Below are 6,449 nucleotides of genomic sequence, written 5' to 3'. Positions count from 1 at the left end.
GCAGCTGACCCGCCGCATCGAGGAGGTGCGCGCGCAGGTGCAGCAGGCCGTCCGCGATGGGCTGCTCAGCGACGGCACCCAGGTCGCCGCCGCCGCGCAGGAGGCCCGCACCCGCGGCGAGAACGCGACCACCGAGCTGGCCGCGCGGGAGAGCGAACTCGAAGGGGTCGCCGAGGACCACGCCCAGGCGCAGGCCGCCCTGCACGCCGCGCAACAGCGGGCCGCGACCGCGCGGTCCCGGGCCGCGCAAGCGGCCGAGGAGCTGTCCAAGGCGCACCGGCGGTCGGACAGCCTCGCCGCGCACCCGCGGCTGCTGGAGCTGCTCGGCGGCGACAACGTCCAGCTGGAGACCGACACGCCCGCGCTGCTGACCCGGCTGCGCGAGGCGCGCGCCACCGCCGAACGTGAGCAGACCGCCCTGCGCATGGAGGAGTCGGTGGACGAGCGGGCGCTGGCGGCGCTCGGGTCCGGCGGGCTGCTGCCCGCGCCGCCGGAGGTCCAGTCCGCTTTGGACGTTCTGGAGGCCGCCGGGATCACCGCGTGGTCGGGCTGGCGCTATCTGTCCACGATGGACGCCGCGGGCCGCGAGCGGGTGCTGCGAGACCTGCCGCACCTGCTCGGCGGGGTGCTCGTCAACGACGCCGCGCAGCTGGACCGCGCGCGGCAGGTGCTCGCCGACGCCAAGCTCCTGCCGAGCGTGGTGCTGCCGGTCGGCACCACGCAGGCGGTGCGGGCCGAGGGCGCGGCGCCCGGCGTGGACTTCCTGGTCCCGCCCAACCCCGCGATGTACGACGAGGAGGCGGCCGACACCGAGCGCCAGGCCATCGCCGCCCGGCACGCCCGCCGCCAGAAGCAGCTCGAAGCGCTCACCGAAGCGATCGGCGACGACGCCGCGCTGGAGTGGAAGCTCACCACGTGGCGCGAGGACTACCCGCCCGGCGCGCTGGCCACCCTCGCCGAGGAGGCCGAGGCCGCGGCCACCGAGCAGACCGAGGCCGAAGCCGCGGTGGTCGCCCAGGAACGCGCCCTGGCCGATCTGGCCGCGCGCCGCACCCGGCTGCGGGAGGCGATCCCGGCCCTGCGTGCCGAGGCGCGCGGCAGCGAGGAACGCGCCCGCAAGCTGGCCGAGCTGGCCGAGCGCGTGGCGTTGATTCCACAGTGGACCGAAACGGTCGAGCGCGCGCAGGAGATCGTCACGCGCGCCGAGGCCGAAGCGGAGCAGGCGGCGTCGCGCGCGGCCCGGCTGCGCGAGGAAGCGGCCGAGGAGCAGCGCACCGCCGACGGCCACCGCCGCACGGTCACCCACGCCCGCGCCGAGCTGGCCGAGGTGCCGGGCGGGGGATCGGTGTCCGAGGACGAGCCGGTGCCGAGCGAACCGGTCGACGCGCTGCGCCGGGCGTTCGCCGCGGCCAGCGACGCCTACGCCCGCGTCGAGGTCGGCAGCGACCTGCGGGCGGAGCTGGACCAGGCGGAAAGCGCCGAGTCCACGGCGCGGGCGGCGCTGGAGGCGCTGGAGCCGGCGGTGCGGGAGCAGGCCGCGCGCCTGCTGGAAACCCCGGACGGGTCGGACGCCGCGACCCGTGCCGCTGCCCTGGCGCGTGCCGGCCGCACGGTGTCCGCGCTGGAGGCCGAGCACAGCGAGGCGATCGGCCTGGTCGCGACCTGCAAGGCCGAGCTGGACCAGCTGCCGAAGCAGAACGCCTCACTGGAGACCCGGCCGCGCGACGTCGAGCACGGCCGCGAGCTGATCGACGAGGCGGTCGAGGAGGCGTCGGCCGCGGCCCGCGCGCTGGAGGAAGCGCAGGCGCGGCGCGCGGAGGCCGAGCGCACGCTGGAGGCGGCCACCGCGTCGGCGGCCGGGTTCAAGATGCTCGCCGAGTCGATGGCGCACCTGGCCCCCGAGGGCGAGCCGGAGACCGTGTTCGACGGCGACGTGGAAGCCGCGCAGGCCCGCTACCGCAAGCTGAACACGACGCTGACCGACGCCGAGGCGGCCGTCGACAGCGCGGAGAAGCGGGTGCGGGCGGCGGCGGACGCGCTCGCCCAGTACGCGACCGACAAGCGGTTCGAGAAGCTGACCAGCCCGGTGCGGCAGCAGATCGTGTCGGTGCGCCGGGACAGCCTGCCCGCGCACGCGCGGGAGTGGTCGGCCGCGCTGAAGCCGCGGCTGCGCACGCTGACCGACGACCTGGCGCAGATCGACCGGCACCGGTCCGGGATCGTGGCGCGGCTGCAGGGCATGGTCGAGGGCGCGCTGCGGATGCTGCGGTCGGCGCAACGACTGTCGCGGCTGCCGGAGGGGCTCGGCGGCTGGTCCGGGCAGGAGTTCCTGCGGATCCGGTTCGGCGACCCCGAGGAGCCGCAGCTGTCGGAGGCGCTCGGGCAGGTCGTCGACGAGGCGGCGGTCGGCAAGACCAGCGACGGCCGCGAGGTCAAGCGCGACGGGATGTCGCTGGTGCTGCGCGGCGTGCGGGCCGCGGTGCCCAAGGGGTTCCGGGTGGACATCCTCAAGCCGGACTCGGTGCTGCGCACGGAACGCCAGCGGGTGTCGGAGATCCGCGACGTGTTCTCCGGCGGGCAGCAGCTCACCGCGGCGATCATCCTGTACTGCACGCTGGCCGCGCTGCGGGCCAACAACCGCGGGCTGGTGCGCAACCGGCACTCCGGGGTGTTGTTCCTGGACAACCCGATCGGTCGCGCGTCCGCCGGGTACCTGCTCGAGCTGCAGCGGGTCGTCGCGGAGGCGCTCGGGGTGCAGCTGATCTACACGACGGGCCTGTTCGACGCCGGCGCGCTGTCCGAGTTCCCGCTGATCGTCCGGCTGCGCAACGACGCGGACCTCCGGGCGGGCCGCAAGTACCTCTCGGTCGACGCCACGATCCGCAACCACCTCGACGACCTGGGCGAGCCGGACGGCACAGCGCGCATCTCGGCGACGCGGCTGTTCAGCAAGCCAGGGGAGCAAACCCCCGCCTGACGCGAGTCCCACGCTCCCGCGCGCGAGTTCCACGTTCGCGGGCGCGAGTTCCACGTTCGGCGTGCGCTGTCGCGTGAGGAGCGGTCAGCCCCGGATAGCCGACTGGTACGCGGCCAGCTCCGCCGCGTCGTCGATGCTGCCGTGGTGGTGGTACTGCGCCCAGCGGCCGTCCTCGTAGCGGAAGTAGCGGCTGGTGCGGATCCGCAGCGGCACCTCGCGGCCGTCGACCACGTAGGAGCCCGTCTCACGCCCGGCGAACAGCGCGTGCCCGTCGCCGGCGTACTCGACGATGTCGCCGAAGGTGACCGTCACGCGCGCGGGGCCGTGGAACACCTTGTCGTACAGCGCCGAGATGGCCTCGCCGCCGCGGAGGATGCCGCCCAGCGGGTTGTTCAGCTGGGCCAGCGCGTCCTGCGTCCAAACCCGGGCGAAGACGTCGGAGTCCCGCTGGTTGAAGGCGAAGTAGAACGTTTCCAGCGCGGCGAGCGCCCCTTCGATCCCCGGTCCGGTGGCCGCGTCCAGGCGATTGCGGGAGTCCGGGCCGAAGGTGGCCGCGAGGCGTCGGGTCATGTCCGCTCCTGGCGTCTAGAGTGTTCGATGGAGGTCGACCACATGAGTGTACGACAAGCATCGAACACAGCGCGAGCGCGCGGCCTGACCCACGTCCACCCAAAGGACGTGCCGCTGCAGGACGCGCTGACCGCCGTCGCCGATCCGGTGCGCCGCGCGATCCTGCGCGAGCTGGCGGAGCTGCCCGACTGGACCAAGGCGTGCGGCACGTTCGACCTGCCGGTCACGAAGGCCACCCGCAGCCACCACTTCGCCGTGCTGCGCGCGGCCGGCCTGATCGAACAACGCGACGAGGGCCCGCGACGGCTGAACCGCCTGCGCCGCCCCGAGTTCGACGAGGCGTTCCCGGGCCTGCTCGACCTGGTGCTGTCTAGTCCTTCCGACCGTTGAGCGCGAGCCCCGCGCCCAGCCCGATCATCACCAGCCCGCCGGTGCCGCCGACGAGTTCGAGGCGCTTGGGGGACCGGGCGAACCACGCGCGGGCCGTGCCGGCGACCAGGGCCCACGCGCTGTCCGACACGACCGCGATCACCGGCAGCGCGATGCCCAGCACCAGGATCTGCGCGACCACCCCGCCCGCCGCGTGGTCGACGAACTGCGGCAGCACCGCGGCCAGGAACACGATCGACTTCGGGTTGGCGAACCCGACCACGAACCCGTCGCGCAGAACAGCCAGGGTGCGGCCGCGCGTGGCGGGCGTCGCGCTCGCCAGCGCCTCGGACAGCTTCCGGCGGTGCCGCACCGCCTGCACGCCCAGGTAGACCAGGTACGCGGCCCCGGCCAGCTTGATGACCGTGAACACCGTGGCCGACGTCTGCACGATCGCGCCCAGCCCGAACGCGATCGCCACCACCTGCGTGTACACGCCGGCGGCGTTGCCGAGCACGGTGATCAGCGCGTCCCGCCGCCCCACGGTCAGCGCGCGGCTCACGGTGAACAGCACGCTCGGTCCGGGCACGACGACCATCAGGAACACCAGGGCGGCGAACGCCGCGAAATGGCTGGGCGAGACCATCGGCCGAGGGTATCGCCGCCGCCGCACGGGTGACCAATGTTTATCCGCCCGCCGGCCCGCCAACCCCGGGACGGTGACCGGATACCCGCCCAGTGACCCGACCGAGCCCGACTACGGCCGGCTGTGGGCCGGCGGGGTGGCGACCGCGGTCGTCGCCGCGCTGGTGGCCGTCGTCGGCCTGCTGATCGCCCGCGGCCTGTTCGGCGTCGCCGTGCTGGCTCCCAAGGGCAACGGCATCTGGGGCAACGCCAACACCGTCACCTACGCCCTGTGCGCGGCGGCCGCGGCGCTGCTCGCGACCGGGCTGATGCACGTGCTCAGCCTCGGCACCTCGGCGCCCGCCCAGTTCTTCGGCTGGATCATGGTGCTGATCACCGCGATCGCGATCGTGCTGCCGCTGACGCTGGCGGTGAAGGTGGACGCCAAGATCGCCACCGCGCTGATCAACCTCGCGATCGGCGCGGTGATCGCGATGCTGGTGACCACCGTGGCCGGCACGGCCCGCCGCCGTCGCCGCGAGCGCGAAGCCCCCACGGCCACGCTCAAGTGGGACCAGGGCCCGCACTACTACTCCTGAAAACTGTCGGTGCCCGGTGGTAGAACCGCCGGGTGAGCACGAAACTGGGGAACGACCAGCGCCGCGCCCGTCTGGTGACGCGGCACCACCTCCACGCGCCCGCCGGGGATCCGGTCGCGGTCGCGGAGAGCCTGGTCGCCCTGCACGCCACCGATCCGGCCACCGTCCACCTCTCGGTGCTGGCGCGTTCCGAGGCGGGCACGGCCGACGTCGAGCGCGCCCTCTACGACGACCGCTCGCTGGTCCGGATGCTGGGCATGCGCCGCACGATGTTCGTCGTGCCGGCCGCGCTCGTGCCGGTCGTGCAGGCCGCCTGCGCCGACGACATCGCCGTCAAGCAGCGCAAGCTGCTGCTCCAGCACCTGGCCACCGCCGAGCTCGACGGCGACCTGAGCGAGTGGCTCGCCGAGGTCGAGGAGGGCGCCTACGCCGCGCTGAAGGCCCGCGAGCCCGCCTTCGCCCAGCAGATCGCCGACGGCGAGCCGCGCCTGCGCACCGAGATCGTCATGGCCGCGGGCAAGCCGTACGAGGCGCGCGGCTACATCACCAACCGCGTCCTGTTCCTGCTCGCCGCGTCCGGCCGGATCGTCCGCGGCCGCCCCCGCGGCACCTGGCTGTCCACCCAGTACGCCTGGTCCACCACCGAGAGCTGGCTGCCCGGGCTGGAGCCGGTGGACGCCGGCACCGCCCGCGTCGAGCTCGCCCGCCGCTGGTTGCGCGCCTTCGGCCCGGCGCCGGTCGCCGACCTGAAGTGGTGGACCGGCTGGACGGCGGGGCAGGTGAAGAAGGCGCTCACCGCGATCGGGCCTGCGGAGGTGGACCTCGAGGGCGGCCCCGGCATCGCCCTGCCCGGCGACGACGAGCCGGTTCCGGAGCCGGAGCCGGTCGCCGCGCTGCTCCCGGCGCTGGACCCGACCCCGATGGGCTGGCAGGAGCGCGGCTGGTTCCTGGGGGAGCACCAGCCGCTGCTCTTCGACCGCACCGGCAACATCGGCCCGACCGTGTGGTGGGAGGGCCGGGTCGTCGGCGGGTGGGGGCAGCGCCCCGACGGGGAGATAGCGATCCGTCTGCTGGAGGACGTCGGGGCCGACGGAACGGCGGCCGTGGAGGCCGCCGCCGAACGGTTGCACGGCCGTCTCGGCGGGGTCGCCGTCATACCGAAATTCCGCACTCCCGTCGAGCGAGATCTGTCATCTTGATCGTCGTCTTGATCGATTCCCCACGGTGGTGCACATCTCGTTAGGGTGTGCGAGTAGACGCAGGCCAGCCCAGCTAGGGTTGGCCTGAGCCCGAAGATGTGTGCCCGGTTC

The 6,449-nt window shown here is 74.0% G+C and carries 6 protein-coding genes; 4 read left to right on the top strand and 2 right to left on the bottom strand.

The genetic code is table 11. The features are described from left to right. The coding region (locus AMY39116_RS46655; RefSeq protein ID WP_020421305.1) for a hypothetical protein at window positions 1-2,977 on the top strand (2,977 nt) is incomplete at its 5' end. 84 nt (window positions 2,978-3,061) lie between these two features. Here the strand turns inward: AMY39116_RS46655 and AMY39116_RS0329995 are convergent. Continuing rightward, window positions 3,062-3,547 (bottom strand): nuclear transport factor 2 family protein, encoded by a 486-nt coding sequence (locus AMY39116_RS0329995; protein ID WP_020421304.1) that lies wholly within the window; start codon window positions 3,545-3,547, stop codon window positions 3,062-3,064. 42 nt (window positions 3,548-3,589) lie between these two features. Between AMY39116_RS0329995 and AMY39116_RS0329990 the strand changes: the two genes are divergently transcribed. After that, complete coding sequence (locus tag AMY39116_RS0329990; protein WP_027928726.1) at window positions 3,590-3,937, top strand: helix-turn-helix transcriptional regulator; 348 nt, start codon at window positions 3,590-3,592, stop codon at window positions 3,935-3,937. Here the strand turns inward: AMY39116_RS0329990 and AMY39116_RS0329985 are convergent. Beyond that, entirely contained in the window at window positions 3,918-4,562 is a 645-nt protein-coding gene (locus AMY39116_RS0329985) for a LysE family translocator (RefSeq protein WP_020421302.1), read from the bottom strand. The two genes, AMY39116_RS0329990 and AMY39116_RS0329985, sit on opposite strands and share 20 nt — an antisense overlap. A 73-nt stretch (window positions 4,563-4,635) precedes the next feature. On the opposite strand from AMY39116_RS0329985, the gene AMY39116_RS0329980 reads away from it, so the two are divergent. Both AMY39116_RS0329980 and AMY39116_RS0329975 read left to right on the top strand, forming a co-directional pair. Continuing rightward, window positions 4,636-5,139 carry a DUF6069 family protein gene (locus tag AMY39116_RS0329980; RefSeq protein ID WP_020421301.1) on the top strand — a complete coding sequence of 168 codons (504 nt, stop codon included), beginning with the start codon at window positions 4,636-4,638 and terminating at the stop codon, window positions 5,137-5,139. A 32-nt stretch (window positions 5,140-5,171) separates the two neighbouring features. Beyond that, on the top strand, window positions 5,172-6,338 hold the full coding sequence (locus AMY39116_RS0329975; RefSeq protein WP_020421300.1) for a winged helix DNA-binding domain-containing protein: 1,167 nt from the start codon (window positions 5,172-5,174) through the stop codon (window positions 6,336-6,338). Window positions 6,339-6,449 lie beyond the last annotated feature (111 nt).

Source organism: Amycolatopsis sp. ATCC 39116 (assembly GCF_000231075.2).
GTDB lineage: Bacteria > Actinomycetota > Actinomycetes > Mycobacteriales > Pseudonocardiaceae > Amycolatopsis_E > Amycolatopsis_E tucumanensis.
The sequence above is the reverse complement of the archived record's forward strand: the minus strand, read 5'-3'. Positions and strand labels throughout refer to the sequence as shown.